The organism is Streptomyces sp. NPDC017991, assembly GCF_044328075.1.
Taxonomy (GTDB): domain Bacteria; phylum Actinomycetota; class Actinomycetes; order Streptomycetales; family Streptomycetaceae; genus Streptomyces.
Genome location: NZ_JBIRGP010000006.1, coordinates 507,772 through 533,158, shown reverse-complemented (window position 1 = coordinate 533,158; position 25,387 = coordinate 507,772). Strand labels below are relative to the sequence as shown.

At 72.0% G+C, this 25,387-nt stretch carries 22 protein-coding genes and 2 pseudogenes; 9 read left to right on the top strand and 15 right to left on the bottom strand.

Translation table 11 applies throughout. From position 1 onward, the window contains the following. Positions 1-227: 227 nt before the first annotated feature. A pseudogene (locus ACH4DZ_RS21085) lies at positions 228-978 on the top strand (hypothetical protein); the annotation flags it as partial. 109 nt (positions 979-1,087) lie between these two features. Then, on the top strand, positions 1,088-3,064 hold the full coding sequence (locus ACH4DZ_RS21080; RefSeq protein ID WP_398288725.1) for a phosphatase PAP2 family protein: 1,977 nt from the start codon (positions 1,088-1,090) through the stop codon (positions 3,062-3,064). A 226-nt stretch (positions 3,065-3,290) separates the two neighbouring features. On the opposite strand, the gene tgmB is transcribed toward ACH4DZ_RS21080, so the two are convergent. The 6 genes from tgmB to ribA form a co-directional block, all read right to left on the bottom strand. Continuing rightward, positions 3,291-4,280, bottom strand: coding sequence for an ATP-grasp ribosomal peptide maturase (gene tgmB, locus ACH4DZ_RS21075; RefSeq protein ID WP_398288724.1), 990 nt, complete (start codon positions 4,278-4,280; stop codon positions 3,291-3,293). A 16-nt stretch (positions 4,281-4,296) separates the two neighbouring features. Next, positions 4,297-4,488, bottom strand: coding sequence for a putative ATP-grasp-modified RiPP (gene tgmA / locus ACH4DZ_RS21070; RefSeq protein WP_398288723.1), 192 nt, complete (start codon positions 4,486-4,488; stop codon positions 4,297-4,299). Positions 4,489-5,164: 676 nt separating this feature from the next. Then, positions 5,165-6,352, bottom strand: coding sequence for a saccharopine dehydrogenase family protein (locus ACH4DZ_RS21065; RefSeq protein WP_398288722.1), 1,188 nt, complete (start codon positions 6,350-6,352; stop codon positions 5,165-5,167). Beyond that, the gene (locus ACH4DZ_RS21060; RefSeq protein ID WP_398288721.1) at positions 6,345-7,415 is read right to left on the bottom strand and encodes a saccharopine dehydrogenase; all 1,071 of its coding nucleotides are present in this window, start codon (positions 7,413-7,415) and stop codon (positions 6,345-6,347) included. The genes ACH4DZ_RS21065 and ACH4DZ_RS21060 overlap by 8 nt, the downstream gene beginning before the upstream one ends. Then, positions 7,412-8,602 carry an NAD(P)/FAD-dependent oxidoreductase gene (locus ACH4DZ_RS21055; protein ID WP_398288720.1) on the bottom strand — a complete coding sequence of 397 codons (1,191 nt, stop codon included), beginning with the start codon at positions 8,600-8,602 and terminating at the stop codon, positions 7,412-7,414. Before ACH4DZ_RS21055 ends, ACH4DZ_RS21060 begins: the two co-directional genes overlap by 4 nt. A gap of 145 nt (positions 8,603-8,747) precedes the next feature. Then, entirely contained in the window at positions 8,748-9,416 is a 669-nt protein-coding gene (gene ribA / locus ACH4DZ_RS21050) for a GTP cyclohydrolase II (RefSeq protein ID WP_398288718.1), read from the bottom strand. A 39-nt stretch (positions 9,417-9,455) separates the two neighbouring features. On the opposite strand from ribA, the gene ACH4DZ_RS21045 reads away from it, so the two are divergent. Then, positions 9,456-10,274, top strand: coding sequence for a creatininase family protein (locus ACH4DZ_RS21045; protein ID WP_398288716.1), 819 nt, complete (start codon positions 9,456-9,458; stop codon positions 10,272-10,274). Between the two features lie 209 nt (positions 10,275-10,483). On the opposite strand, the pseudogene ACH4DZ_RS21040 reads toward ACH4DZ_RS21045, so the two are convergent. From ACH4DZ_RS21040 to ACH4DZ_RS21020, 5 genes and pseudogenes are all read right to left on the bottom strand, one after another. Continuing rightward, positions 10,484-11,479: pseudogene (locus ACH4DZ_RS21040) on the bottom strand (lysylphosphatidylglycerol synthase domain-containing protein); the annotation flags it as partial. After that, complete coding sequence (locus tag ACH4DZ_RS21035) at positions 11,479-12,471, bottom strand: class I SAM-dependent methyltransferase (protein ID WP_398288715.1); 993 nt, start codon at positions 12,469-12,471, stop codon at positions 11,479-11,481. The gene ACH4DZ_RS21035 and the pseudogene ACH4DZ_RS21040, both read right to left, overlap by 1 nt. Further along, the gene (locus ACH4DZ_RS21030; RefSeq protein ID WP_398288766.1) at positions 12,468-13,568 is read right to left on the bottom strand and encodes a glycosyltransferase family 4 protein; all 1,101 of its coding nucleotides are present in this window, start codon (positions 13,566-13,568) and stop codon (positions 12,468-12,470) included. The genes ACH4DZ_RS21035 and ACH4DZ_RS21030 overlap by 4 nt, the downstream gene beginning before the upstream one ends. 23 nt (positions 13,569-13,591) lie before the next feature. Next, positions 13,592-13,990 carry a 6-carboxytetrahydropterin synthase gene (locus ACH4DZ_RS21025; protein WP_055513514.1) on the bottom strand — a complete coding sequence of 133 codons (399 nt, stop codon included), beginning with the start codon at positions 13,988-13,990 and terminating at the stop codon, positions 13,592-13,594. A 282-nt stretch (positions 13,991-14,272) separates the two neighbouring features. Next, the gene (locus ACH4DZ_RS21020; RefSeq protein ID WP_398288713.1) at positions 14,273-15,265 is read right to left on the bottom strand and encodes a zinc-binding alcohol dehydrogenase; all 993 of its coding nucleotides are present in this window, start codon (positions 15,263-15,265) and stop codon (positions 14,273-14,275) included. 144 nt (positions 15,266-15,409) lie between these two features. Between ACH4DZ_RS21020 and ACH4DZ_RS21015 the strand changes: the two genes are divergently transcribed. Further along, positions 15,410-16,192, top strand: a complete 783-nt coding sequence (locus ACH4DZ_RS21015; protein ID WP_398288712.1) for a CDP-alcohol phosphatidyltransferase family protein — start codon at positions 15,410-15,412, stop codon at positions 16,190-16,192. Positions 16,193-16,468: 276 nt separating this feature from the next. On the opposite strand, the gene ACH4DZ_RS21010 is transcribed toward ACH4DZ_RS21015, so the two are convergent. Continuing rightward, entirely contained in the window at positions 16,469-17,341 is an 873-nt protein-coding gene (locus ACH4DZ_RS21010; RefSeq protein WP_398288710.1) for an oxidoreductase, read from the bottom strand. A 136-nt stretch (positions 17,342-17,477) separates the two neighbouring features. Between ACH4DZ_RS21010 and ACH4DZ_RS21005 the strand changes: the two genes are divergently transcribed. Next, a complete protein-coding gene (locus tag ACH4DZ_RS21005) occupies positions 17,478-18,389 on the top strand; it encodes a helix-turn-helix domain-containing protein (protein ID WP_398288709.1) in 912 nt (303 codons plus the stop codon). A 2-nt stretch (positions 18,390-18,391) separates the two neighbouring features. Here the strand turns inward: ACH4DZ_RS21005 and ACH4DZ_RS21000 are convergent, their stop codons facing one another. Continuing rightward, the gene (locus ACH4DZ_RS21000) at positions 18,392-19,879 is read right to left on the bottom strand and encodes an MFS transporter (RefSeq protein ID WP_398288707.1); all 1,488 of its coding nucleotides are present in this window, start codon (positions 19,877-19,879) and stop codon (positions 18,392-18,394) included. Between the two features lie 357 nt (positions 19,880-20,236). On the opposite strand from ACH4DZ_RS21000, the gene ACH4DZ_RS20995 reads away from it, so the two are divergent. The 3 genes from ACH4DZ_RS20995 (at position 20,237) to ACH4DZ_RS20985 (ending at position 22,959) form a co-directional block, all read left to right on the top strand. Further along, positions 20,237-20,815: a TetR/AcrR family transcriptional regulator gene (locus ACH4DZ_RS20995; protein ID WP_398288706.1), complete on the top strand. Its 579-nt coding sequence runs from the start codon at positions 20,237-20,239 to the stop codon at positions 20,813-20,815. Between the two features lie 139 nt (positions 20,816-20,954). Next, on the top strand, positions 20,955-22,319 hold the full coding sequence (locus ACH4DZ_RS20990; RefSeq protein WP_398288705.1) for a sensor histidine kinase: 1,365 nt from the start codon (positions 20,955-20,957) through the stop codon (positions 22,317-22,319). Beyond that, on the top strand, positions 22,288-22,959 hold the full coding sequence (locus ACH4DZ_RS20985; RefSeq protein ID WP_398288704.1) for a response regulator: 672 nt from the start codon (positions 22,288-22,290) through the stop codon (positions 22,957-22,959). The genes ACH4DZ_RS20990 and ACH4DZ_RS20985 overlap by 32 nt, the downstream gene beginning before the upstream one ends. A 1-nt stretch (position 22,960) precedes the next feature. Here the strand turns inward: ACH4DZ_RS20985 and ACH4DZ_RS20980 are convergent, their stop codons facing one another. Both ACH4DZ_RS20980 and ACH4DZ_RS20975 read right to left on the bottom strand, forming a co-directional pair. Continuing rightward, positions 22,961-24,007, bottom strand: coding sequence for a fatty acid desaturase family protein (locus tag ACH4DZ_RS20980; RefSeq protein WP_398288765.1), 1,047 nt, complete (start codon positions 24,005-24,007; stop codon positions 22,961-22,963). Positions 24,008-24,245: 238 nt separating this feature from the next. Then, positions 24,246-24,449, bottom strand: a complete 204-nt coding sequence (locus ACH4DZ_RS20975) for a cold-shock protein (protein WP_398288703.1) — start codon at positions 24,447-24,449, stop codon at positions 24,246-24,248. 532 nt (positions 24,450-24,981) lie between these two features. On the opposite strand from ACH4DZ_RS20975, the gene ACH4DZ_RS20970 reads away from it, so the two are divergent. After that, positions 24,982-25,254 carry a hypothetical protein gene (locus ACH4DZ_RS20970; RefSeq protein WP_398288702.1) on the top strand — a complete coding sequence of 91 codons (273 nt, stop codon included), beginning with the start codon at positions 24,982-24,984 and terminating at the stop codon, positions 25,252-25,254. Positions 25,255-25,387: the final 133 nt, after the last annotated feature.

The following is a 25,387-nucleotide window of genomic DNA, read 5'->3' as shown; positions in this document are numbered from 1 at the left end:
GTCCGGCCCTCGTCGCAACCGTTGTACGGCATGGGTTCCGCAACCCTTGACGCACCCTACTTCGTTAGTTAACTTCCTAACGAACTCGTGCGGTACTCGCCTGCCGCACTCCCCCGAAGCCCGTCCCGGGGCTTCCCTAGTCGTTGTTCACAGGCACGGTTCGCCCGCCGTTCGCTTCGCCCGCGCGCACCGCGTACCGCGGTGTCGCGCGCCGACGAAGGAGACTCGTGCCGGACTTCACGCCCGTCGCCGTCGGTATCGACGGGGGCGGCACCACGACGCGTGTGCGCGCGAGCCGGAGGTGACTCCGGCTCCGGGCCGGGCCCGATCACGTGCGCCGGCGCGGTCGCTGTCTCCGTGGCTGCTTCTGTGGCTGCTTCTGCGGCTGTCGCGGGCACAGTCGCCGATCACGTGCGCGAGAGCACGGGATGGAGACCGCACGATCCGGTGTCCGCCGTCGCCTGGCCGGCCGTGCTGATGGACGACGTACTGCCCCGGGGCACCCGCCCGGCCACGGTGGCCGTCGGTGGGCACGCCTGTGGGACACCCCGCCGGTGCGAGGAGATCCGCTCCGCTCTCCACACGCTCCTGCGGATCCCTGCCGTGTCGTCGGCGACGCCGAACTCCTCGTCCCCGCCGCGGGTCCGGACAAGGGCGCCGGCCTCGTCGCCGGAACCGGCTCGGTCCCGGTGGGTGTGCTGCCCGACGGCACCGGGATCCAGGTGGGCGGCTGGGGCGCGGTGCTCGGCGACGAGGACGGGTCGGCCGGTCTCGTGCGAGGCCGCGCGTGCTCCGTGGGCGGCACACGACCGGGGCGAGCCGCCGGACACCCTCGCCGCCCGGCTGACCGCCGCGTTCGGGGTGCCCGAAGTGCCCGCGCCGGGCACGGCGTCGGAGAGTGCGGCCGATGTCTCCGCGGAGTGGGGACGCCATGCCCCCCGTGTGTTCGCGGCGGCCGAGGAAGTCGTTCAACTCGCGTTCATCGCTCCGGGATCAGCTCGCCTGATCGGCACAGCCGAGTTCATTCCTTCCGTCCCTTTCATCGCTTCCGCCTGACGTCAGCACGATCAGAAGGAGAGGCACCTCCATGCCCGGTGCGCACCCCCGTCCCCCTCGCGGCAGAACCCGTACCGGTACCGATACCGGGATCGACCGGCGCGTGTTCCTGCGGGGCTCCGTGGGCGTCTCGGCCGGACTGATCGCGGCCCCCGCGGTCGCCGCCTGGCCCGCCACCGCGTCGGCTTCGACAGCGGCGGCGACGGCAACAGCAACAGCAACAGCAACGGCGGCAACGAACACGTCCGCCGCCTTCGTGGACGCGTACACCACGAACGTCGTCGGCAACCTCACGTCCGAGACCAACGCGGCCGTGCACATCCTCGACGGCTTCGCGCGCATCTGGAAGACGGGAGCGGCCTGGGACACCGGCACCCCGCTGATGCCCGAGGTCCTGCGCGCCAACATGCGCTACTGCGCCCGCGTCACCCGGCGCCGCACCGAGGCCGAGGCGCGGACGGCCTTCGTCCAGGACCGCCAGCACCAGAGTTACGCGGTGATCGCCGGCCTGGGCCCGCTCGCCGACCTCTACCGGAGCGGGGCCAGGGCCGTCACCGGCATCACCTCGGCGCCGGACGGCATCCCGGCGGGCCGGATCAACGACACGCTCCCGGCCGACGCGCCCACGGGCTCCGCGCTGGGCGCCGGTTCGCACACCTCGGACCTCGGCAAGGTCGCCGAGCTGGTCGACACCGTGCGCGGCCCGTTCGCGTCGAGCAACCCGTCCAAGCTCGCCTACCAGTACCCGCGCCCGTGGCGCATGACCGAGGACAGCCGGATCGTCGCCGCGGGAGCGACCGACGAACTGGGCTTCCCCGTCTACGAGTCCGACGTCGTGGTCGTCCCCCAGCTGCTGAGGCAGCGCGGCACCGACCCCGCCGACGACGGGGGCTTCACCAGCGGCCACACGAACGCCTTCCACCTCGCGGCCCTGTCCCTGGCGTACGCGGTTCCCGAGCGGTTCCAGGAGTTGGTGGCCCGTGCCTCCGAACTCGCCCACACGCGCATCGTGTCGGGCATGCACTCCACCGTCGACGTGGTGGGCGGCCGGGTCCTCGCCACGGCTCTCGCGGCGGCGGCGCTCGCCGATCCCGCGAACGCCGGACTGAAGGCGGCGGCCCGCGCCCAGGCTGCCGCGTACTTCCAGGAGCGGACCGGCTCGACCGCGGACACCCTCTACGCCTACGCGCATTCGGCGGGCCCGGACACCGACCCGTACGCGGACCGCGCCACCAACTGGGCAGCGGTCGAACCCCGGTTGACGTACGTGCTGCCCAGGCGGTCCGCGCACGACCGTATGAGCGTGCCGAAGGGCGCCGAGGTGCTGCTGGAGACGCGGCTGCCCTATCTCACCGCGGCCCAGCGGCGCGAGGTGCTGCGGACGACCGCGCTGCCCGCCGGATACGTCCTGCTGGACGGCTTCGAGAAGTGGGGGCGGCTGAACCTCTTCGCCGCCGCCGACGGGTACGGGGCCTTCGACACCGACGTGCGGGTCACACTGGACGCCGCCGCGGGGGGCTTCGGCGCCGCCGACACCTGGCGCAACGGCATCGGCGGCCGGGGCGGGCTCGTCAAACGCGGCAGCGGAACGTTGTGCCTTGCCGGCGACAACGAGTACACCGGGGGCACCACGCTGGAGGAGGGCGTCCTCGCGACCGCCTCGGCCTCCGCGCTGGGACGCGGTGACGTACGGGCCGGGGGCGGGACCCTGCGGGTGACCTCGCCCCTGCGGGTGCGGGGAGCGTACGCCCAGGCGTCCGGTACGACGCTGGAGGTGACGCTCGCGGGTGACGGGGCGCCGGCGCTCACGGTGGACCGCCGTGTGCTGCTCGACCGGGGCGGCCGGCTCGTCGTACACCTCGACGGGTCGTACCGGCCGCGGAGGGGCACGGTCCTTCCCGTGATCGGGGCGCGGGCGTTGCGCGGGCGGTTCGGCGAGGTCGTGGTGGACGGGGTCCGCGCCGAAGCGGTCTTCACGTCCCGGGGGGTGTCGGTCCGGCTTCCGTAACCGGCCACCCCACACGACCGCTCCCCGAAGAGCCCACGTCCTTCGCCTGCGGTCCGGTGGGGGCCGATCCTCGCGCCCGTACGCATGCGTCTGATTCGCCTGCGGGCCGGTGGGGGCTGAGCGCGCAGTTCCCCGCGCCCCTAAAGACCCCGCCCCCCAAGGGGCGCGGGGAACTGCGCGGCCCGCCCCCACCGGCCCGCAGCCGAACACACTTCCGTAAGTCGGTTCAGTGGCCCTCTATCGCCCATGCCCGGCCGGCGTCAGCGCGCGCCCCGGGCGCCGTCGGCGCGGCCAGCCAGTCGGCCACCGCGGCAGCGATCGGCTGACCCGACTCGATCTGCACGAATCCGAACTGTCCCGACTGGTTGCACTCCAGGAACCACCACATCCCCTCGGCGTCCTCCGCGAAGTCGAAGGCTCCGAAGGCCAGCTGGGCCTCCCGGAGGTAGGTGCGGACCCCGGCGGCGACGGACGACGGCGTGTCCACCGGCTGCCACAGGGCGTCCGAGGTCGCGAACCGGACATCCACCTCGTCGGGGTCGGAGTCCGGGGCGACCGTCTTGCGCGCGGCGAACATCCGGTCGCCGACACAGGTCAGCCTGATGTCCGCCCGCTTGTCGACCCGCCGTTGGAGCAGGGTGGGGCCGAAGGCGACGGCCGTGAAGTCCGTGTCCGGCGCGACCCTGCTGGTGGGGACCGCCCGGGGCGGTTCCTGCGGGTGCGCGCCCGACACGGGCTTGACCACGAGATCCGGGAAGCGGTCCGCGAAGTCACGGGCGGCCTGCGGGAACGTCGTGATCAAAGTCGCGGGTACGGGCAGACCGCAGCGCTGGGCCAGGGACAACTGCCAGGGCTTGTGACGGGCCCGGCGGGCCGCGTCGGGGTGGTTCATCCAGCGTGCGCCGGTGGACCGCAGCATGCCGTAGAGCGCCTGCGCGGACTCCTCGGTCAGCCAGTCGGAGGGCTCGGCGGCACGGGAAGCGGCCGCACCGGGCCTGCGGACCCAGACGGACCGCAGCCCACCCATGCTCACCAGCCGGCCGCCGGCGGACAGATGCCCGCGAAAGCCGCCGCGCACATACTCGCCCGACAGGGCCACCGGGCCGGGCAGGTCCGCGGGATCGAGGCGGACGACGGGAACTCCGTGTCCGTCGAGCTCCGCCACCACCATGTCCGCGGTCACATCCTGTTCGCACGTCAGGATCAGAACCGTCATCTTCGGGGGTCCGGAATCAGTCGTCGAAGTGGGTCTTGGAGCCCGCTGTGGAAGTCGTGGACCCCAACTCCCGCAACACGGCGTAGTCATGCGCGGCCAGTCGTCCGTCCGGAAGGACATTCAATTGCAGTCTGGAGTCATAGGCGTACGGAACGCTGACCTCCAAATGCTGTGCCGGACGGGCGTAGTTGAGCGCGAACGGTCGCATCGGTTCTCCTTGCTCGGTGCGGACCCGGCGAAGCGGATCGTGACGCTCCGGCGTCACGTTACCTGGCGGGCCCACAGGGCTTCCACGGAGATATACGAATCGAACTGGCGAATGGTTGCCTCACGCTGCGTAGTCATCGGACGGGTACGGTCCGTGACGTGAGCCGGCCGCGTCGATCGTCCGTGCACAGGGCAGCCATTCATCTCTGAAGACGCAGGTCCAAGAGTTACGGATCCGAGGTGGAGCCGCAGTTCAGCGCACTGACGCACACGTTCCTCCGCCGCGCGCCCCGCGCGCCGGTGTGGTGTCCCGGGACCGGTGGTGCTTGGGCACACCGGTCCACGAGCCCTCGTACGGGTCCGGCCGCGGCCGTGAATTTCATTCGGAGGACACCCCCCACACAACTGCTTTCGTAGCGCTTCCCGACCTCCACGCCTCGCCGCCGACCGTTCGCAGGCATCCCTTTTCCGCCGCTTTCGGACCGTCAACCGGAGGCAGGCACGGACCAGTTGCGGCAGGAAGTGGATCCGGCGGAGGCCGGTCCGGACCCGGCGGCCCTGGACCGTCTCGACCGGTGCTTCGCCGTCGCGTGAACGACGGCCTTCTTCCCGGGTACCTCGTTTCCATGACTCGTCACGGACGTGTCGCGCATCTCACGTGGCCGCTGCCGGCAGGCTCAGCCGTCGGACCGGAGCGTGAAGTCGACTCCCCCGTCCGTCAGTTCGCTGAGCCATGCCCCGGAGCGCTCAGGCGTCTCCGCCGCGCGGCTGAGGCCCGGGGGCAGGGTGCCTCGCAGGATCGCCCGCACGCCGACCGCCAGCGTCCGTGAGACGCAACGCGCCATCGCGCTCTCCTGTGCGTCCCCCTGCGTGTCCAGGAGGTAGCGTCCCGACCAGGAGCGTCCCGAGCCGTCGCGTACGTCCAGGGTCACCGCGAGGACCACCCGGTCGCGGTCGGCGTCGGTGGTCGGGTGGCGGGCGGCCAGTTCCCGGGACAGTTCGGCGATCCGCCGGTCGTCGCCTTCGCGGAGTTCCGCGAAGACCGGCTGCCACGCGTCGAGCCAGCCGTCGAGGCGCAGGGTGCCGCGGACGAACGTCTGCGGCTTCCAGGCAGGCGGCAGCCCGTACTGCCCGACGAACGGGACGCTGTCGCGGTTCGGGTAGACCTCGAAGGACTCCCCGTCCACCACATGGGGCCGGGTGGCCTCCCAGGGGCGCGGGGCCGTCGTCTCGGCGCCGGACTCGATGTAACGGGCGGGCGAGCGCAGGGCGTTGAGGACGCCCGCCGGGGCCCAGCTGAAGCGGTATCTGAAGTCGTTCGGGACGGCGGGAACGCCTCCGCAGTACGAGGTGAGGCTCACCTCGGCCGCGGTGTCCGCGCCGATCTCCGCGCGGGCTCGGGCGATGAGGCTGTGCGCGAAGAGGTGGTCGATGCCGGGGTCGAGGCCCGCCTCGGTGAGGACGACGACACCGGCAGCCGTGGCCGCCTGGACCTGGTCCAGTACGGCGTCGGAGACATAGCTGGAGCAGGCGAAGTGGGCGCGGCCCTCCACACAGGCGGCGAGCAGTCCCGCGTGCTCGGGGGCGGGCAGCATGGAGACCACCACGTCCCCGGGGGCCAGCTCGGCGGTGAGGGCCCCCGGAGTGTACGCGCGGGGCTCGGCGCGACCGGTGAGGCCGAGCGCCGCCAGGGCCCGCCCGGCCCGCTCCTCGGTGCGGTGCCACAGCCGTACGCGGTCGGCCGCCCCGCAGAGCGCGGCGAGCCCGCTGCCGGTGGACAGGCCCGCGCCGATCCAGTGGACGGTCCCGGACGGCGGCACGAGTACGGGCCTGGATGCGGGCCCGGGTGCGGCGGTCTCAGGCATCGCCCACCCCTTCGTCCGATGCGTCGAGTTCCCGGCACGCCTGTGTGAACCGGTCCAGACAGCGGCCCCACGCGCCACCCACCCCGAACTCCTGGAGCAGGGGCGTCAGTGCCGCCGAGAAGTCCTCACTCGCCTCCTCGGGCAGCAGGGACGGCAGGTTGTCGATGGCGATGAGATCGAGGGCGGGCCGTTCGTGGAGACGCCGTACGGGCTCCGCCCAGTCGGTGACCGTGTCGTAGACCGGCAGGACGTTGTACGGGGACCCGACGTCGCAGGTCACGTCGCACACCGTGCGCAGGCGGCGGTCCTGCTCGGCGAGGTCCTTGTCGGTGAGGAAAGGTGTGGAGGGGCCTGTGGTGAGCACCGTGTTCACCATCAACTCGTGGGCCAGCAGGGCAGGTCGGTCCAGGGCACGGGTCTCGGGGAGGTCCCAGCAGGTGGGTTCGAGGCCCGCCTCGGCGAGCGCCGCCCGTGCCCCGCGTCCGGAGCGGCCCAGCGCCCCGATCACCAGCGGGGCGAACCGTTCGTCGCCGGGGGCCGGGTGGAGCCCGTCGTCCAGTTCCTTCTTCGGCAGGGGCCGCAGTGGAACCGTCAGCCTGCCCCGGTGGTGCAGGACCGCGAGGGCGGCGCCCACATAGCCCGCCCAGTAGCCGAAGGCGGCGAGCCTGCGTCCGTCCTCGTCCACCAGGTACTCCAGGTCGAACAGTCTCCCGCCGCCCGCGACGAAGCGCCGCAGCAGCGCCCCGGCGCCCGGCTGTGCCTTGTACGCGTGCCCGAAGAAGATGTGCCGGTGCCGCAGCTCCCCCGGCCCGTCGGGTCCGTCCGGCAGTTCCTTGAGGCCGACGACCACCGCGTCCGCCGGTGCCCCGGTCCAGGAGCCCGCCCCGACGACACGGCAGCCGGCCTCCTCGTACGCCTCGGCGGGGAAGATCCGCTGCGGGGACTCCTCGACGGTGAGCGTCACGCCGGCCCCGACGAGCCGCCGGGCGTCGGACGGCACGACCGGGGTGCGCCGCTCGGTCGTACGGGTCTCGTGGCGCAGCCACAGGTGCAGCTCGGTCATACGAGGTTGACCTCCGGTCTCGGGGCGTCGGCGGCGAACCGGTCGGCACGCAGCGGGGTGATGTCGACGAACGGATCGTCCCCCAGGTACAGATCGCGGACCACCTCTCCGACGGCGGGTCCCTGGAGGAAGCCGTGCCCGGAGAACCCGGTCGCGTAGAGGAAACGGGAGACCTGGCCGGCCTCGCCGATCAGTGCGTTGTGGTCCGGGGTGATCTCGTACAGGCCGGCCCAGCCCCCTGTCCTGCGCACGTCGAGCAGGGCGGGGGCGCGGCGCTCCATGGCCTCGTACAGGCGGGGGATCCAGCGGTCGTGCGTCTCGACGGCGAAGCCGGGCCGCTCGTCGGGGTCGGACATGCCGACGAGGAGGCCGGGGCCCTCGGTGTGGAAGTACAGGCTGCTGGTGAAGTCGATGGTCATGGGGAGGTCCGGCGGGAGGCCGGGGACCGGTTCGGTGACGGCGATCTGGCGGCGCAGCGGCTCCACCGGCAGGTCCACGCCGGCCATCGCGCCGACGGCCCGGGACCAGGCGCCGGCCGCGCAGACGACGGTGGACGTGGCGATCCGGCCCTGTCGGGTGACGACGGCCGTGATGTCGTCACCGCGCTTGTCGATGGCGGTGACCTCGCAGTGCCGGACGATCGTCGCGCCGTGGCGGCGGGCGGCGTCCGCGTATCCGTGCACCACGGCCTCGGGGGTGCAGTGGCCGTCGTCCGGGGAGAAGGCGGCGGCCAGCAGTCCGTCGGTGGTGATCAGCGGTGCGAGCCGGCGCGCCTCGGCCGGGTCGGTCATACGGCTGGGCACACCGAGGCCGTTCTGCAGTTGGACCCCGGCCTCGAACGCCTCGACCTCCTCGGGCGTCGACAGCAGGAAGAGGTAGCCGACGCGGCGCAGTCCGATGGCGTGGCCCGTCTCCTCCTCGAAGCGGGCGAACGCCTCCAGGCTGCGGGCGCCGAGCTGGATGTTGAGTTCGTCGGAGAACTGCGCGCGGACGCCTCCCGCGGCGCGCGCGGTGGACCCGGAGGCCAGTTCGTCCCGTTCGACCAGGACCACGTCGGGCACGCCTGCCCGCGCCAGGTGACAGGCGATGCTGGTCCCCATCACCCCGCCGCCGATGACGACGACTCCCGCGCGCCCCGGCACGGCGGTCACGGGCGGCACGTCCTGCGGTCCGAGGTCATCCCCCATTCCTTCCCCTGTCCGCGCCGGTGTCACCCCATCCGGCGTCTCCGGACGGGCCTGCCGGCCGCCGCGCACCGTGCGTCGGACCGGCGGCGCGCGGGGCGGCTGCGGTGAGGAGGGGCCGGGCGGTCCCGAAGGGCGACCGGGCGGGTCAGACCCGGTGGCCCACCACCGCGTCCAGGTGCGGCAGGTCGTGGTCCAGGCGCTCGCGCTTGGTGCGCAGGTAGGTGATGTTGTCGTCGCAGGGCGGGATCAGCAGCGGCACCTGCGCGTCGACCCGGATGCCGTTGCGGATCAAGGCCTCCCGCTTGCGCGGGTTGTTGGACATCAGCCGTACCGAGCGGACACCGAGGTCGTGCAGCATGTCCGCGCCCACGCCGTAGTCGCGGGCGTCCACGGGCAGTCCGAGCGCGAGGTTCGCCTCCACCGTGTCGAGGCCCTCCGACTGGAGCTTCATCGCCTGGAGCTTGGCCAGCAGACCGATGCCGCGGCCCTCGTGCCCCCGGAGGTAGATGAGGACACCGCGGCCCTCCGCGGCGATCTCCCGCAGCGCGGTGGTGAGTTGCGGGCCGCACTCGCAGTGCCGGGACCCGAACGCGTCACCGGTCAGGCATTCGGAGTGCAGCCGGGTGAGTACTCCCTCGCCCCGGGCGCCCCTGATGTCACCGTGGACCAGGGCCACTTGTTCGTCTCCGCGAGTACGGTCCAGGTAGCCGACGGCCTCGAAATCGCCGTACACGGTGGGCAGCGGAGAACTTACGACCCGCTCGACACCCGAGGACTGGGATTTCCCGGCGAGTGCGCCATCTATTTCTGTCATGATTCTGGTTCCTAAGCAGAGACGAAAGGTCGCGAGAACATGGTCAATTCGGACGGTTCGGAAATACGGCTCACGGCGTCAGGGCCATTGCCGACGGACACCACGGAGGACGTGCGCACGCGAGGCGCCGGTGTCGCCCGGCAGGTCGCCGTGCTCCCCGTCGGCAGCTTCGAGCAGCACGGCCGGTATCTTCCGCTGTCGACCGACACGCTCGTAGCGTGTGCGATCGCCCGGGAGGTCGCTGCCGCATTCCCCGTTCATCTCCTTCCTCCGGTGACGATCTCCTGCTCCCACGAACACGCGGCCTGGCCGGGAACGGTGAGCATTTCCTCCGTGACACTCCATGCGATGGTGCGGGACATAGCCGATTCGCTGCGCCGGTCGGGCGTGGACACACTCGTACTGATCAATGGTCATGGCGGCAATTACGTGTTGGGCAATGTCGTTCAGGAATCCTCCGCCGCCGGTGCTCGAATGGCTCTGTTCCCGGCGGTCGAGGACTGGGAAACGGCGCGGGAGGCGGCCGGGGTGGAGACCTCGCTGCTCACCGATATGCATGCGGGGGAAATCGAGACCTCCATTCTGCTGCACACCGATCCCCAATATCTCAGGCCCGGTTACGAGACCTCCGACTTCGTCGCCGACGACCGGCGGCATCTGCTCTCCCTCGGCATGTCGGCCTATACCAGGTCCGGTGTCATCGGCCGCCCTTCGAGAGCGTCCGCCGAGAAGGGGAAGGAACTTCTCGCCTCGCTCGCCGACTCCTTCGGAGCGTACTTCTCCCTGCTGACATCCGACTCCGACGTACCGCTCGTGCCGCTCGCATCGCACGTACCGCCGGCCGTCGATCCGCACTGAGCGTCCCCGTTCCCTTCGGCGCGGACCAGAAGCGCCTCCCCCGGTGACCGCGGCAGCGCGTCCGGGTCCGCGCCGGCCGCCGCCTCGCCGGTCTCCCGCGGGCCGCGCAGTCCCACGTACCAGCGCCCCACCAGGACGGCGACGCCGGGCAGGCTCGCGGCGAAGCTGAGGACGCCGTAGACGACGGCGACGGTCAGGCCCTGGGTGGCACCCAGGCCCGCGGCGCCGAACGCCCAGGCGGTGACGCCCTCCCGGGGTCCCCAGCCGCCGACGTTCAGCGGCAGTCCCATGGCGATCAGGGCCAGCAGCGCCAGGGGCACCAACTCGGCGGCGGGCGCGGCCGATCCGGCCGCCCGGGCCGCGAGCAGGAACATCAGGACGTGTCCCGCGAGGACCACGACGGACGAGATCACCACGCCCGGCCAGCTCCCGCGCGCCAGCAGCGCCCCGCGGGCCTCGGTGAGCGCGCCCCGCACGGCCCGGTAGCGGCGGGAGGTGCGCGGCGCCCTGCCCCTGCCGCGGACGGCGCCCACGGTGACGACCCCGCACACCGAGACGACGGCCAGCAGCGCGACGAGGTGCCTGGTCTCCGACAGGACGGGCGAGGGCTGGGTGAGCAGGACGGCCACGCCGACCGCGGCCAGGACGGCCTGTCCCGCGACCCGTTCGAGGACGACCGCGCGCACACCGCGTCCGACGTCCCCGGCGCTCTGCCCGTGCCGTACCGCCCGGTGCACGTCCCCGAGGACGCCACCGGGCAGCGCCGCGTTGAGGAACAGCGCGCGGTAGTAGTCGGCGACGGCCGCGCCCAGCGGCAGTTCGAGGCGCAGGCCCCGGGCCACCACGCACCAGCGCCAGGCGCTGAACACCGTGGTGAGCAGACCGATGCCGAGCGCCGCGAGGAGTGTCACCCCGTCGATGCGGCGCAGGCCGTCCAGGAAGACTCCGGTGCCCAGACGCCAGGTCAGCACCGTGAGGATGACGACACCGGCGATCGTGCCGAAGTGGGTGCGCAGGAACCGGACGCCGGAGCGGGCGCCGCCCGGCCGGCCGCCGCGCGGACGCGCGACGGGTTCGCCGGGGTCCGCACCGGCGTGGGTCCGCTCCGTCGCCTCGTCCGGGTCGCTGCCGCGGACCGACGCCGACAGCTCCTCGTCCAGGGCGGCCAGTGACCGTTCCTCCCGCGCCACGGTTCCCGCGCTCATCACGATCCCCCGGCCGGCCGGGCCAGCGCGAGCAGATCGCTGTGGTGGACCACCACGGTCAGCTCCCCCGCCTCGCAGGCCGCGAGACGCTCACGCAGATACGTCTCTGCCCGGGCGGCCAGTTCGGGGCGCTGCTCGACGGCCGCGCCGACCCAGCCGCGCAGCCACTCCGCCGTCAGCGCGGACTCGTCCCGGCCGAGCTGCCAGGCGCTGGGGTGCACCCGTACGGTCGCGCCGTGCCCGGAGAAGGCGTCGCAGGCGGCGCTGACCGCCTCCGGCCCGAGGAGTCCTCCGCGCCGCTGGTGGTCGTTGAACGCGTCGGCGATCTCGGCGTCCAGCGGGTCGGCCGGGGTGAGTTCGACCCGGCCCGCCACCGAGAGGGTGAGGAGGGCGGGGCAGCCGGCTCCGGCGCAGGCCGCGGCCAGTGCCTCGATCTCCTCGGCGTTGAGGACGTCGAGGAGCGCGGAGGCCGTCACCAGCGAGGCCCCGGCCAGGGCGTCGACGGTCAGCCGGCCGACATCGCCGCGCTGTGTCTCCACCGTCACCCGGCTGCCGTCGGCGGCCGAACGGGGCGAGCCGACGGCCGCGAAGTGCAGCAGATACGGGTCCCGGTCGTGCAGCACCCAGTGCTGGGGGCCGTCGAGCCGGGGCGCGAGCCAGCGTCCCATGGAGCCGGTGCCGCAGCCGAGGTCGTGGATGACGAACCCGCCCGCCCGTCCCGGCAGGTTCGCGAGCCGGATCCGCAGCGGATCGAGCAGCTCGGACGCCCGGGCCGAGGCGTCGACGCCCTCCCGCAACTGCAGCCACTCGGGGGCGTAACGGGTGGTGTCGTCGGTGGCCTCGCCGCGGGTGCGGTCGCCCAGCCGAATCGTTCCTGTGTCCTGTCCGCGCTCCCCCGCCCCCGGGCCCTCCGTCGGCGCCGTGCTCGTACTGACGTCCGTGCTCGTGCTCGTACTAGTGCTCGTACTGGTGCTGGTGCTGGTGCCGCTCATGCCGCCCCCCTCCTTGCCTCGCTCTTCAGTCGCCCCATGACACCCGACAGACTCCGGGCCGTGGCGGCCCAGCCGCCCAGTGATGCCCGGCGGGCCCGCGCGGCTGCCTTGAGGCGCCGGCGTACGTCGGGCTCGCCGAACCAGCCGCGCAGTTCCGCGGCGAGGGCCGCGGGGTTCTCCGGCGGGACGAGCAGACCGGGCACCCCGCCGTCGGGCGCGCGCCCGACCGCCTCGGGGAGACCGCCGACGTCCGTGGCCAGTACGGGGATCCCGCGGGCCAGCGCCTCGGTGACGGCCATGCCGTACGTCTCGGCGTAAGAGGTGAGGACCATCAGGTCGGCGGAGGCGTAGCTGGCGTCGAGTGCGGCACCGGACCGGGGTCCGGCCAGCTCCAGCCGGTCGCCGAGTCCGTGCTGCTCGATCAGGGCCCGCAGTCCGTCCACGTACTCGGGGTCGTGGTCGAGGCCGCCGACGAGGGCGCAGGTCCAGGGCAGGTCGGTGACGGTGGCGAGGGCCTCGATCAGCCGGTGCTGGCCCTTGCGCGGGGTGACCGAGGCGACGCACAGCAGTCGCGAGACGCCGTCGGTGCCGGGGGCGAGGGGCGCGATGTCGGCGCCGGGGGTGGCGACATGGACGCGGTCGGGCGCCAGTCCGTGGTGGGCGACGAGCCTGCGGGCCGCCCACTCGCTGGTGGCCACGACCGCCGGCACGGCACGCAGGGTGTGGCGCTCCCGGGCGTCCAGGTCCGCGGCCACCTCGGGCGTGAGCCCGGTCTCGTCGCCGAGCGGCAGATGTACGAGGACGACCAGCCGCAGCCGTTCGGCCTCCGGGATGATGATCTCGGGGACAGCGCAGGCGACGATCCCGTCGAGCAGGACGACCGTGCCGTCGGCCAGCTCCGCGAGAATGCGGGCCAGTTCGTCACGGGCGGGCGCCTGGGGCCGGGGCCAGCTTCCGTCGACGGCGTGCTTGTGCACCTGCCAGCCGAAGCCGGGCAGATCGAGGCTGACGCGGGCGTCGTAGACGTTGCCGCCGCTCGGCATGGTCGAGTCGTTGACCCCGCCGGGCATCACGAAGTGCATGGCGCGCAGGGACATGGGGATGATGTCGGCGTATGAGCTCACAGGGCACGCTCGTAACTCGCCCAGGCGATGTGCGACTCGTGCAGGGTGACCGTGATGCCGGCCAGTCCGCGGGCTCCTTCGCCCAGTGCTCCCTTTTCCACTCGCTCGGCGAGGCGGTCGGCGACGACCTTCGCCAGGAACTCCGTGGAGGTGTTGGTGTCGGCGAACACCGGCTCGTTGTCGAGGTTCCGGTAGTTCATCTCGGCCACCACCTCCCCCAGTTCCCTGGTGGCCAGTCCGATGTCGACGACGATGTTGTCGTCGTCCAGCTCGGCGCGGCGGAACGTGGCGTCCACGAGGAACGTCGCTCCGTGCAGTCGCTGTGCGGGTCCGAAGACCTCTCCGCGGAAGCTGTGGGCGATCATCAGGTGATCGCGGACGGTGATGCTGAACAACGGACGACCCTCCAGGTGCGGTGCGTCTGACCCCTCTGCCGGGGCGTGCTCTGTAGTACGGCCGGTCCGTTCTCCGTGTTCACAGCGTTCGGGTCGGAGTTTCGGACGCGTTCACCGAGACAGGGGCGCCAGCGGGGCGCGTGGTGCGAACTTGATTATCGGCGTTGGATTTTGACTACTCGGCGTGCGGATGTGACCGCTTGCGAGCGGAGTTGACGGGCAGTCCCGGTTCGGGACCGGGCCCGGAACTATGTCGTGCTCGGGTCTACGTCGTGCTCGGGTCTACGTCGTGCTCGGGTCCACGTCGTACCGCACGAGATGACACATCGCGGTCGTCTCGCCCGTGGTGAGCCCGGCCATCGCCGCGGGCAGGTCCTCGAAGGCGCACTCGCCCGTGATCAGGGTGTCGAACGCGGGGTCGGCGAGGAGTTCGAGGGAGAGCGCGAGCCGGTCGGCGTAGGTGCGGCGGGAGCTCCTGGCGGGCGAGACCGACCCGACCTGGCTGCTGCGGACGGTGAGACGGCGGGAGTGGAACGCCTCGCCGAGCGGCAGGGTGACCTTGCGGTCGCCGTACCAGCTCAGTTCGAGGACCGTGCCCTCCGGGGCGAGGAGTTCGAGGGCGCGGGAGAGCCCGGCCTCGGTGGCGCTCGCGTGGACCACCAGGTCGCGGTCCCCGGCGGCGTCCTCCGGGAGCGCGAACCCGATGCCCAGGGCCCGTGCGATCTCCGCGCGTGCCGGGTCGGCGTCGACCAGCTGGACGCGGGCGGCGGGATACCGGGCCAGCAGCGCGGCGACGCTCGCGCCGACCATGCCCGCGCCGACCACGGAGATCCGGTCACCGATCAGCGGCGCCGCGTCCCAGAGGGCGTTGACGGCCGTCTCCACCGTGCCGGCCAGTACGGCGCGTGAGGCGGGCACGTTCTCGGGCACGGGCGTGACGGCGCTCGCGGGGACGACGTACCTGCTCTGGTGCGGGTAGAGGCAGAAGACGGTCCGTCCGAGGAGTTCGGCGGGCCCCTCCTCCACGGTGCCGACATTCAGGTAGCCGTACTTGACGGGCCCGGGGAAGTCGCCCTCCTGGAAGGGCGCCCGCATGGCGGCGTACTGGCTCTCCGGGACCCCTCCGCGGAAGACGAGCGTCTCCGTGCCACGGCTCACCCCGGAGAAGAGTGTGCGCACCAGAACCTCGTCCTCGGCGGGTTCCGGCAGGTGGGTGTCCCGGAGTTCGCCACGGCCGGGAGAGCTGAGCCAGAAGGCGCGGGCGGAGCGGTCCATTCGGCATCCTCCTGAGTAGTTCATGTGAATCGGCTGAGGAAACGGGCTGAACGATCGGGCGGCGAGCCACGTACCGACCTTTGCGAAGCCGCGCACAAGGTACGCGGCAATGATCGTCTCTGTCACCTGGCCGGAGGATGTGCGGTGGCCCTGAACAACACGTACGACGCGAGGCTCTTGCAGCAGGAGACGGCCGTGGGAGCGGGCGTGCAGCTGCTGTTGCTGACCGTGCTCGGCACGGCCATCGGCCTGGGCCCCGCGGGCTGGCTCACCGGGCTGGCGTTCGGACTCGCGACCTGGGCGGTGCTCTCACGCGCCCTGCACCGCACGCGGCCCCGCTCCTTCGGGGCCGCCAACCGTGTGACGCTCGGCCGGGCGACCCTGGTCGGCGGGGTGACCGCCCTGGTCGCCGACTCCTTCCAGAGCCCGCCGCCGGTCACGGTCCTGGTGGCGCTCACCGCGGTCGCCCTGATCCTCGACGCGGTCGACGGCAAGGTCGCCCGTCGCACCGGCTCCTCCACGGCGCTGGGCGCGCGCTTCGACATGGAGGTCGACGCGTTCCTCATCCTGGTGCTCAGCGTGTACGTCGCCACGACGGTCGGGCCCTGGGCCCTGCTCATCGGCGGTATGCGGTACGCCTTCGTGGCCGCCGCCAAGTTCCTGCCCTGGCTGAACAACGCGCTCCCGCCGAGCACCGCGCGCAAGACGGTGGCCGCGCTCCAGGGAGTCCTGCTGCTCCTCGCGGGCTCGGGGATCCTCCCGTACGTCCTGACGTTCGGGGTCGTCGCCCTGGCGCTGGCCCTGCTGACCTGGTCGTTCGGCCGGGACATCGGATGGCTGTGGCACACGCGGGGCCCTGCGGGGCGCGCAGCGGTACGGGCGGAGCTGGACCTCGTCCGCGAGACGGCGACGGCGGGCGCGCCGTAGCCCCGGCCCCGTCCGCGGCACCCTCTACCGGCACGCCGCAACCGTAGCCCCGTGAGGGGCGCGGGGAACTGCGCACTCAGCCCCCACTGACCCGCGGTCGGCGTACGACGTCGACCGCGGGTCACACGTGGCTGAGCGTGCAGTTCAGCGGGCCCCGTAAGGGGCGCGGGGAACTGCGCGAGCAACCCCCACCGACCCGCAGACGGCATACGACGCCGACCGCGGGTCAGATGTGGCTGAGCGCGCAGTTCCCCGCGCCCCCTCGGTGGGGATCCATCAAGCGATCTTGTTCAGTTCGGCGATCTCCTCGTCCGGCAGGACCAGGTCTGCCGCCGCGATGTTCTCCCGCAGGTGCGCCCGCGAGGACGTGCCCGGGATGAGGACGATCGACGGCGAGCGCTGCAACAGCCAGGCCAGAGCGACCTGCTGGGGCGACGCGCCCAGCCGCGCGGCGACCTCCGTCAGGATCGACGACTGCAGCGGGCTGAAGCCGCCGAGCGGGAAGAACGGCGCGAACGCGATCCCCTCCGCCGCGCACCGCGCGACGAGGGCGTCGTCCTGGCGGTTGGCCAGGTTGTAGAGGTTCTGCACGGTGACGACCGGCGCGATGGCCTGCGCCTCGGTCAGCTGGGCATCGGACACGGAGCTGACGCCGAGATGCCGGATCAGCCCCTGCTCCCGCAGCTCCGCCAGCGCGCCGAACTGGTCGCTCAGCGGCTCCTCGTCCGTGCCCTCGGCGGAGCCGACCCGCAGGTTCACCACGTCGAGCGCCTCCACGCCGAGGCGCTGGAGGTTCTCCCGGACCTGGGCCTTGAGGTCCTCGGGTTCCCGCGCGAAGATCCAGGCGCCGTCGTCGCCGCGGCGGGCGCCGACCTTGGTCACGATGCGCAGGTCGTCGGGGTAGGGGTGCAGGGCCTCCTTGATGATCTCGTTGACCACGAACGGTCCGTAGTAGTCACTGGTGTCGATGTGGGTGATGCCCCGCTCGACGGCCTCCCGCAGCACCGCGACGGCCTCGTCCCGGTCCTTGGGGGGCCCGAACGCGTGGGGGCCCGCCAGCTGCATGGCCCCGTACCCCATGCGGGTGAGGGTCAGGTCGTCGGCCAGGGTGAGGGTGCCGCCGGAGAGCGTGCCGGTCACGTCCGTCATGGTGATGCCTCTCGCTGTACTTCTCGACTCCTTGCACCTCGACTCTGCGCCGGGCAGGACGCGGACGGCAGTACCCCGCTGTTCCTGGGAGTGGCAGGGACAGTCACCCGCGCCGGGACGGAACTACGGTGGAGGTATGAACGGCACGAACGTCCTCGGAGAGTTCCTGCGCGCCCGCCGGGCCCTGGTGCGGCCGGAGGACGCGGGTATCCGCGGCGGCGGCCTGCGGCGCGTCCCGGGCCTGCGCCGCGAGGAGGTCGCGATGCTCTCCGGCATCAGCGCCGACTACTACCTGCGCCTGGAGCAGGGCCGCGACCGCAATCCGTCGCTCCAGGTCCTCGAAGCCCTGGCCGACGTCCTGAATCTGGACGCCAGTGCCACGGAACATCTGATCGGACTTGCCCGGGCCCGGCCGTCGCAGGCTCGCGGGACGGGTTCCACGGCGGGTCGCGGACGCGGGGCCGCGCGCAGGCCCGAGGCCGTGCCGCCCGACATCCTTCAGCTCATGGAGGCATGGCCGAACAATCCCGCCTACGTCGAGAACAGGTTCACCGACGTGCTGGCCGCCAACGCGCTGGCCAGGGCCCTGTCCCCGAACCACGCCCCCGGCAGCAACATCATGCGGGCCGTCCTCCTCGACGAGAGCGAACGGGAGCTGCGCCGGGACTGGGACGAGCTGACCGAGGCGGGGGTCGCCGCGCTGCGGGCCAATGTCGGGCCCGACGTCGACGATCCCCGCCTGGTGGAACTCGTGGGCGAGCTGTCCGTACGCAGTGAGCGTTTCCGGTATCTGTGGGGCCGGCACGACGTGCGGCCCAAGCAGTCACGTCTCCTGCGGCTGCGCCATCCGAAGGTCGGCGACTTCGAGCTGCACTCCAGCAAGCTGGGCATCGTCGGATCGGACGGACTGATCCTGAAGGTCTTCCAGGCCGCGCCCGGCAGCCGGGACGCCGAACTCCTCGCCATACTGGGGAGTCTGACGGCGTCCGGCGAGGCGGACCGGGACCCGGCCGACTCCGAGAGCCGCCGGGCCGTCGAGGACCAGTGACGTCAGTTGCGTACGGCGGGGGCGATGGTCTCCTGGTTCGTACGCGCCAACTCCAGCTCCACGCTCAGGCCCTTGTCCGGCTGCTGGTCGCCGGAGGCGCGGGGCTTGCCTGCCATACGGCGTACGTGCTGGACCGGGACGAGCAGCGCGGCCAGTGCCGCGGCCAGGCACAGCAGTGCCAGCAGGGTGAACCCGTGGGTGTAGCCGGAGGCCTCCGGCAGACCCGAGGACTGCAGGTGGCCGGTGACCAGGACGCTGGTCACCGCGGCGCCGATGGACCCGCCGATGGTGCGGATGTTGGCGTTCATCCCGGTCGCGGCGCCGGTCTGCTCGGCCGGGACACTGCCGACGATCAGGTTGGCCATCGAGGCGAAGGCCAGGCCGATACCGAGCCCGAACACACCTGACACGAAGGCCACCTGCCACTGCTCGTCATGCCACAGGGCGAGGAATCCGCAGGCGACGGCACCGAGCGCGGCACCGGTCGTGAGCAGCTTCTTGGCTCCCACCACGGGTTCCAGCCGGCCGCTCAGGATGCCCGAGAAGAACATGGCGACCAGCATCGGCAGCATGAGCAGTCCGGACGCGGTCACGCTCGCACCGAATCCGTACCCGGCGGAGCTGGGCGTCTGGACGAAGGCGGGCAGGAAGGACCAGATCGAGTACATGCCCGCGCCGAACAGCAGCGCGGCGGTGTTCGTGGTCCACACGGCGGGCAGCCGCATGACCTTGAGGTCGATCAGCGGCGAGCGCGAGCGTGCCTCGGAGAGCAGCCACAGGACGAAGAGGACGACCGCGGCGGCGAACAGCCCGATCACCCGGCCCGAACCCCAGCCCCACCGGGTCGCCTGGCTGAGCGGCAGGAGCAGCGCCACCAGCCAGGCCGACAGCAGGATCGCGCCGAGCCAGTTCACGCGGCCCTCGGCACGCCTGGGCGACTCGGGGACGTAACGGAGGGCTATGAGCGTGGTCGCCGCGACGACTCCGACGGGCAGCCAGAACAGCCACCGGTAGTCGAGCGCGGTCACGATGGGACCGGCCGCGACCATGCCGACACCGCCGCCCGCGGCGATCACGGCGGACAGGTTGCTGATGCTGGGGCTCACCCGGGCCGGGGCGAACTCGTCGCGGATGATGCCGAAGGACAGCGGGAACAGCGCGCCGCCTATGCCCTGGACGACCCGGGCGACGATCAGTACGCCGATGGTCGGGGCGAGCGCGGCGATCAGACAGCCGATCATCACGGTCACCAGGACGGCGACGAGGGTGCGCTTCTTGCCGATCAGGTCGCCGACCCGGCCGAGGATCGGGGTGAAGACCGAGGCGGACAGCAGGTACGCCGTCATCACCCAGGTCGCGGTGGACTGCGAGGTGTGCAGTTCGTGCTGGACGGTCGGCAGGGCCGGCGCGATCAGCGACTGGAGCATGGAGAAGACGCCCGCACCGGTCGCGAGGACCGCGAAGGTGAGGCGGGTGGACTTGCGGGGCATGAAAAAGCCTCTCCGAACTGGTTGCGGCCCGGGTCCTGTCGTCACGTTCCCGTCGTCCGCGCATGCCGGAGCGGCGCGGGACGCGGTGTTGGTCGTGGGACGGGCCCCCTGTCCGAGGCGGCCGGAAGCGGCAGCCGGGGGCGGGGGAAGGTCGCGGAAGGTGTCAGGGAGTGTCAGGGGCGGGCGGTGCGCTCGGCGCGCGGCCCGGACGCGGAGACGGGGGTGGCGTCGTGCCGGCGGCGCGTGCGGCCGCACGTGTCCCCGGTGGACGCACCCCGCACTGCTAAAGTGGAGGTACCCCTCCACTGTAGCGGAGGCACACCTCCGCTTCAACCTCGTCCCGCCCGGGAGGCAGCAGTGACCGCCCAGTCGTTTCCCATCAGCGAGATCGTCGCGACCCGGCGGCCCTACCGGAAGGACGCGGCGCGCAACTACGACGCGCTGCTCGCCGCCGCCCGTGAGGCCTTCGCGGAGCACGGCGCGGAGGCCTCCCTGGAGGACATCGCCCGTCGCGCGGGCGTCGGCATCGGCACGCTCTACCGCAACTTCCCCACCCGCAGACACCTCTTCGAGAGCCTGTACGCGGACGAGGTCAACTCCCTGTGCGAGGTCGCCCAGGAGGTCGCGGACCTCGAACCGTGGGAGGCGCTGACGGCCTGGCTGGACCGGTTCGCCGGCTACATGGTGACCAAGCGGGCCGTGCGCGAGGCCCTGAACGACGAGTCGGCGATCTTCGCCGCCTGCCGCGAGTCGATGTACGCGGCCGGCACCCCGCTGTTCGAACGGGCCCAGCGGGCCGGCGAGGCGCGTACGGACATGACCTTCGTCGATCTGCTGCGCATGGTCGCGGGCATCACCGCGACGACGTTCGACGACGACGCCCAGCGCGACCGGGTGATGGCCATCGCCCTGGACGGTGTACGCGTCTCCCACTGACCTGCCGAGGGTCCGCCCGCTCCAGGGGCCTCGGCGGGCCCTCCTCCCTGCGGAGGATGCCTTCGCGGAGGAGGCGGCCGAAAACGGTTCCTCCCCAGGCCAGAGGGGCGGCCCCGGCGGTCCGTCTACCGTGGGGGCCATGACCCTGATGGACTCGTTCGCCGGACGGCGTGTGCCCCCGGCCGTCACGGACGCGGGTCTGGCTCTGCTCTTCACCGCGGGGGCGTTCGTCCCGCTCGTCCCGATGCCGGCCGACGTGCCCGCACTGCGCACCCCGGACGCCCTGTTCGTCGTACTCGCCCTGCTGTCCGCACTGCCGCTGGCCGTCCACCGGCGCTTCCCCCTGCCGGTTCTGCTGGTCATGACGGTGGCGGTGGCCGCGCTCCAGGGACGGCACTACATCCCGCACCTGTCGGGTCCGCAGGGCACCTCCATCGGACCCTCCTACATGGGCGTGGCCACGGCGGTTCTCCTGACCGCCCTGCGGGGCGCGCCCAGGACGGCCACCCTGGTCGTGGCCGTGGTCATCCCGGCCGCGGCCGTCACCGAGGCGGTCCTCGCGCCGGACGGGCACCGCATCGCCACCCTGCTGGCGGACGGCGTGCTGCTGGTCGCGGCGTGGGCTCTCGGCCGGCTGACCCGGGCGCGCGCCGCCATTCGCGACCAGGCACTGGAACGGGCCTCGGCGCTGGGCCGCGCCCAGGAGGCCAACGCGCGCGCCGCCGTCATGGAGGAGCGGGCCCGGATCGCCCGCGAGCTGCACGACATCGTCGCGCACAACGTCAGTTTGATGGTCGTCCAGACGATCGCCGCCGACCGGATCCAGGACCGCGACGGCGACAAGGCCCACGAGCTGCACGGCACGATCGAGGAGACGGGCCGGGCGACCGTCACCGAACTGCGCAGACTCCTCGACGTGCTGCGTACGGAGGACGAGGCGGACGCCGATCCGAGCAAGGAGCCGCCGCAGCCCACCGTGGAGGCCCTGCCCGCGCTGGTGGACGCGGTGCGCGCGGCGGGCCTCACCGTGGACTTCACGACGACCGGGACACCCGCCGAACTACCGGCCGGCTCGCACCTGACCGTCTACCGCGTCGTGCAGGAGGGGCTCACCAACACGCTCAAGCACGCCGGCCACACCCACGCCGAACTGACCGTCGCCTGGGAGCGCAGGCACCGGCGGCTCACCGTCCGGCTCTGCGACGACGGGCCCCGGCCGGGCGAGGGGGCGGCGCCGCGCCGGGCCGACCTGCCCGACGGGCCCGGTCACGGACTGCTCGGCATGCGGGAACGCATCGGTGCCGTGGGCGGTTCACTGCACACCGGCCCGCGCCCGGGCGGCGGCTACTGCGTGCACGCGGTCGTACCGCTGCCGGCGTCGACGCCGGCACACACACCAGCAGCGGCACCGACACCGGTACCGGACGATCCCCCGTACGACATCGCGGGGCACTACGAAGGGCACTCCCCGCATGCAAGCCATCCGCGTCCTGCTGGTCGATGACCAGCCCATGATCCGGACGGGGTTCCGGCTCATCCTCGAAGCGGAACCGGACATCGCGGTCGTCGGTGAGGCGGCGGACGGCGTCGAGGCCGTCGAGAGCGCCCGGTCCCTGAGCCCGGACATCGTCCTGATGGACATCCGGATGCCGAACATGGACGGCGTCGAGGCCACGCGCCGTATCGCGGAGACGGGCTCGCCGAGCCGCATCGTCATCCTCACCACGTTCGACCTGGACGCCCACGTGGTGGACGCCCTGCGCGCGGGGGCCAGCGCCTTCCTCGTCAAGGACGGGCCGGCCGACTCGCTCGTCGGCGCCATCCGTACCGTGGCCGCCGGTGACGCCGTGCTCTCGCCCCGGGTCACCCACCGGTTGCTCGACCGCTTCGCCCATCTCGGCGCGCCCGCGTCCCCGGACGTACCGTCCCGCCTCGGCGCGCTCACCAGCCGTGAACTCGATGTGCTGCGGGCCCTGACCCGTGGACTGTCCAACGCGGAGATCGCACTGGAACTGGGCGTGGGAGAGACGACGGTCAAGACGCACATCGCGCACATCCTGGAGAAGTACGGGCTCCGCGACCGGGTGCAGGCCGTCATCCTGGCGTACGACTGCGGGCTGGTGGTGCCGCGCAGCCCCCGGTGAGTCAGTACTCCAGTTCCGGCCGCAGGCGCAGCGGGCCGCCGACGGTGTGCAGATGCCTCAGCACCTGGGCGTACGAGTCGAGGAGGCTCGTCTCGTGGTACGCGACGCCGTGCCGGGCGCAGAAGGCGCGGACGAGTTCCTGGGCGTGGCGCAGGCTGGGGCGCGGCATGGACGGGAACAGGTGGTGCTCGATCTGGTAGTTCAGTCCGCCGAGGGCCAGGTCGGTGAGCCGGTGGCCGCGGATGTTGCGTGACGTCAGTACCTGCCGGCGCAGGAAGTCGATCTTGTCGTCCTTGCCGAACAGGGCCATGCCCTTGTGGTTGGGGGCGAACGAGCACCCCATGTACAGCCCGAAGAGTCCCTGGTGCACCGCGATGAAGGCCACGGCCTGGAGCGGGGTCAGGACCAGGAACAGGGCGGCGAGATAGCCGGCGATGTGCGTCGTCAGCAGGGCCGCCTCGGCCAGCCTGGTCACGCGCCCGGTACGCGTACGGCCGCGCTCGAAGGTGGCCTGTACGCCGGCGACCTTCAGGGCCAGTCCCTCAAGCAGCAGCATGGGGAAGAACAGCCAGGCCTGGTGGCGGCCCAGCCAGGCGTACGCGCCGCTGCGGACGCGGGCCTGGTCCTCGGTGAAGGCGATCGCGCCGTCGGCGATGTCGGGGTCGCGGTCGACGTGGTTGGGGTGGGAGTGGTGCCGGGTGTGCTTGTTGATCCACCAGCCGTAGCTGAGGCCGACCAGCAGGTCGGCGTGGACGCGGCCGAGCACGTTGTTGACCCGCTTGGAGGAGGCGATCTGGTGGTGTCCGGCGTCGTGCCCGATGAACGCGGTCTGGGTGAACATCACCGCGAGGAACGCGGCGGTCACCAGCTGCCACCACGACTGTCCGATCAGCGCGAAGGCGGTCCATCCGGCGGCCAGCAGGAGCAGGTTCGCCCCGACCTTGACCGAGTAGTAGACCGGGCGCCGCTTCAGCAGCCCGCTCTGCCTGACCTCGCGGGAGAGCGCGGCGTAGTCGCTGCCGCGGCGGGCGGGCGGAGGCTTGGTCATACGGGCGGGATCGCCCGGTCGGGCGCCCCGGTCGATGGTGTCGGTGTTGCTCACGTGCTTCCTCTCGGGGTGCGGGCGGGCCTACTGCGCGCCGCGGGGCACCCGGGTCTCATCGGCCGGGCAGGGCTCGTCGGCCGGGCGGGGCTTGTCGGTATGGCACCGGATGCACCCCGAGGCAGGCCCGCGTACGGGTCTGCCTCGGAAAGGGCCTGCCACGGTGGCCCGGGGAGGGGGCTCCTCAGAGCGCGCGGACCTGGTCCGCCTGCATTCCCTTGGGACCCTGGCTGGCCGTGAACTCCACCTTCTGGTTCTCCTCCAGGGAGCGGAACCCCTCGGTGTCGATGGCCGAGTGGTGCACGAAGATGTCCTCGCCGCCCTCATCGGGGGCGATGAAGCCGAAGCCCTTCTCCGCGTTGAACCACTTCACTGTTCCAAGAGCCATGTGATGTCTCCTTCGAATCGAGATGACGAGCTGAGCGGAGAGCGCGCGCGTTCGCGCGACTCCGGGTTGCTGGTCGCCAGTCGTCGAAGAAAACCCCCGAAAACGACATAGCGCCCGCTGTCAGAACTCCGCGGGCGCTTCCACGTTCGCAAACTTCAACTACAACCACTCTCCACAACGTCCGGTGTGCCGGTTACGTTCCCGATGGGCGGAAAAGGCCAGGAGCCCGGCTTCGGCCGCTTCCCGGCGGGTCGGCGCCGAATGCGGGAGGGAGTACGGTTGCGTCACCGGGCGCACCTCGTATGCCGTCATCCGTTTCGGCGTCGCACTCGGAGAACGGCAATGGCCGACGCAGATCGAATCCGGCCGGAAATGAGCCGCACGATGCCTTCTGGCTCGTACCGTCCCGCCGCCTCCCGCAGTCCCTTCCGCACCCGGCGATAGCGACCCTCCCAGCTCCTCGGACGCCTCCGGGCATTCGGGAGCCTCGTGCACGGTCCGACCAGACCCGAATACAGAGGACACGGGACACATGTACTCACAGGACGCGATCTCCGGCCACCGCCGCGGCCGCCCCGAACCGACCGCCGAGATGCTCTCCGGACTGGCCTGCCTCATGTGCGGCACCGACTACCGGAACGCACCCGACCCCGAGGCCGTGGTGGTCTCCCACCACGACGGCGGACAGATCCTCGCCTGCCACGGAACCTGCGCGCGCATGGCGTGCGGATCCGTCAACGGCCTGGGTGAGACGGCCCTCCCCCTGGACGAACGCGTGCGCAGGCACCGGGGAGACCGTTCCTGATCCGGCCGGTCCGGCGTTGCACACCCCGAACGAACCGGCACCACGATCGAACCAGCACGACGATCGAACCAGCACGACGATCGAACCAGCACGACGATCGAACCAGCACGACGACAACGAAATAGAAGGACGC